This window comes from Mariniluteicoccus endophyticus (assembly GCF_054780035.1).
In genome coordinates this window covers 1-2900 of the sequence record NZ_BAAGXC010000012.1, presented here as the reverse complement: position 1 = coordinate 2900, position 2900 = coordinate 1, and the positions used below count along the sequence as shown (strand labels likewise).

The following is a 2900-nucleotide window of genomic DNA, read 5'->3' as shown; positions in this document are numbered from 1 at the left end:
CACGACTCCCCAAGACGCTTTCCATCATGTATGTCCGAAACTTTGTGTAAGTGGGGCTGGCTGAGGGCCTTGACCTGTGGGTCGGGCCGGAAGGAGTCTCACTGACATGTCGAACAAGGAGGCCGCCGCGGCCGGTGGCGAGGTGGTGGCTGTCCGGGCGGATGCGGGGCAGGTGGCCGAGCTGGCCGAGCAGCTGGTGCAGGCCGCCCGGGTGCAGGGCATCGAGTTGACCGGGGAGGGCGGGTTGTTGACCGCGTTGACCCGGCAGGTGTTGCAGTCGGCGTTGGAGGTCGAGATGGCCGAGCACCTGGGCTATGACAAGCACGACCCGGCCGGGCGGAACCGCGGAAACTCCCGTAACGGCACGTCCCGCAAGACCGTGACCACCGAGATCGGCAAGGTCACCCTGGACGTGCCCCGCGACCGGGAGGGCACGTTCGTGCCCGCAGGTGGTCGCCAAGCACCAGCGCCGGCTGGCCGGGTTCGATCAGGCGGTGGTGTCGCTGTATGCCAAGGGGATGACCACCGGTGACATCGTGGAGCACCTGTCGGAGGTCTATGACACCGACGTGTCCCGGGATCTGGTCTCGAGGGTGACCGAGCAGGTCCTGGCCGACATGAAGGCCTGGCAGGCCCGCCGGTTGGACCGGGTGTATCCGGTGGTGCTGATCGACGCGATCGTGTTGAAGGTCCGTCAGGGCACGGTGGCGAACCGGCCGGTCTACGTGGCGGTCGGGATCGGTGTGGACGGCTACCGCGACGTGCTGGGCATGTGGGTCGGCCCCTCGGGCGGGGAGGGCGCCAAGCAACCGATGTTCATGCTGACAGACCTTCGGAACCGTGGGATCCTCGACGTGTGCATCGTGTGCTGCGACGGGCTGAAGGGGCTGCCCACGGCGATCACCGCGATCTGGCCGGAAGCGGTGGTGCAGACCTGTGTGGTCCATCTGGTCGGCAACAGTCTGCGGTATGCGTCGAAGGCGGACTGGTCGAAGATCACCGCCGCGTTGAAGCGGGTCTAGGTGGCACCGAACCCCGACGTGGCCGCCGACGAGTTCGAGGCGTTCGCCCAGACGTGGGAGGGCAAGTACCCGGCCATGGTGCAGATGTGGCGGCGGTCGTGGGAGGAGTTCATCCCGTTCCTGGACTTCCCGCCCGAGATCCGCAGGATCATCTACACCACCAACGGCATCGAGTCGCTGAACGCCCGGTTCCGGGCCGCCACCCGCAGGCGGGGCCACTTTCCCGACGAGGAATCCGCCCTCAAGGTCCTCTACCTGTCGATCCGCCACAAGGAACCCAACCGGCCCAACCCGACCGGTCAGGTCTCCGGTTGGAAGAACATTCTCAACATCTTGTCCCTGACCTACGGCGACCGCCTGGGTCTGAACTGACCAACCTCACTTACACAAAGAATCTGACAGACCCAAGTTTATTGGCAACAGCGCTGGTGACATTCTTGACACGACCCGAATCACTATCCCTGAGGGGAAGTTTGGCTATCTGCTTAGAAACTCAAGTAAGTCTGGCGTCTTCAACGACTCTATGGGTTTCGATGAGTCAGCATTGGACTCCGCTCTCCAAAGTCACCTCACGACGAATTTTGGCAACGCGTCGAGGTCCGAACCGATGACCGGAGGCGGCACAAAGTTCGTCGTTCGCGGCCCAATGACTGGTCCCAGCGGCCAGACCTGGAACATCACCTCGGTTTGGGCTGTGGATGTTGACGGCACCATCCGGCTGATCACGGCCCTGCCTGGACCACGATAATGACCGGACAGACGTTCATACTCGGGGATCGCGTGTACGAGGTTCGTACGGCCCCAGATGGTCAGGGTCGGACTGCAGTGGTCACTGTGACGGTGGATGGCCAGCACGCTGGGACACTTACCGTCTCTGGCTGGCGACCCATCTCGCTGGGGAGCTGTGGTGAGATGGGTTACTTCTGGTCTGCTTTGGAACTGGTTCGGCTGCCTGGTGCTTTGGATTTGGGTCTGCGAGTGATCAAGTTTGATGAGGATTTGTTGGTGGTCTTTCGCATCGATGACGGTTGGCTCGTGGTCTGTGAGACATCGGTTCGTCGTTTGGTGGACGAAGCTGAAACCGATCGGGTTGAACTATCGGAGGTTGTGGAGGACGTCCGCTGGCAGGGGGGGATTCTACTGATCCGCGACGCTGCGCACCTTGAGTACGGGGTGCGCGTGGAGGGCAAACGTCTGAGCGTTTCGATTCGTTAGGGGCACGTCGGTGGTCATCGGCTCACGGCAGGACCGTCAGGAGTTCTGTGTCTGCTGGTTGGAATAGCGCCGGCGTCAACCGCTGGTGTCACCGGCTGTCGGCGTGAGGCCTAAGGTGGCCGTGCTCGCACACACGTACACGGCATGCGCACGCAGGACATGCAGATCGCCTCGCCCGACGCGTCACTGTATCAGTTCAGCCTCGATCCGCCGTTGGTCATTTGTTGATGTCGTTTTCGGTATTTCGGGGTGTCGGGATGTGGCGGGCTGGGTGGGGGCGTGGGTTGTCCGCCGGTGTGCCCGGCTTTTCCACTGGGGTTCCTTGGCGGAGATGTCGCAGCACGCCGCGTTCACCACCGCCACGGGTATCCCGATCTACTTCTGCGATCCGCACTCGCCCTGGCAGCGCGGGAGCAACGAGAACACCAACGGTCTGATTCGCCAGTATCTACCCAAGGGCACCGACCTGAGCATCGTCAGCCGGGAGGAGTTGGACGCGATCCAGGACAGCCTCAACGGACGCCCACGCAAGACTCTGGGCTATCTGACACCATCAGAGAAACTCGCAGAGTTCCTTGCGCTCACCGCTTGAATCCGGCTCATCCGAATCGAGGGTGGGTCGCGGGGGTGGCGCGTCGGTCTCGGGGTAGGCGTCGAGGTCTT

General features: G+C 62.8%; 1 protein-coding gene and 2 pseudogenes. All 3 read left to right on the top strand.

Features of this window, described 5'->3' with window-relative positions; all coding sequences use genetic code 11:
* Positions 1–106: 106 nt before the first annotated feature.
* A pseudogene (locus ACYVGD_RS03545) lies at positions 107–1394 on the top strand (IS256 family transposase).
* Between the two features lie 540 nt (positions 1395–1934).
* Positions 1935–2237 carry a hypothetical protein gene (locus tag ACYVGD_RS03540; RefSeq protein ID WP_460741611.1) on the top strand — a complete coding sequence of 101 codons (303 nt, stop codon included), beginning with the start codon at positions 1935–1937 and terminating at the stop codon, positions 2235–2237.
* 328 nt (positions 2238–2565) lie between these two features.
* Positions 2566–2829: pseudogene (locus tag ACYVGD_RS03535) on the top strand (IS30 family transposase); the annotation flags it as partial.
* Positions 2830–2900 lie beyond the last annotated feature (71 nt).

What these genes read in the sequence shown, in the direction of transcription:
- ACYVGD_RS03540 (WP_460741611.1), top strand. Translation starts at nt 1,935, where the DNA reads ATGGGTTACTTCTGGTCTGCTTTGGAACTGGTTCGGCTGCCTGGTGCT.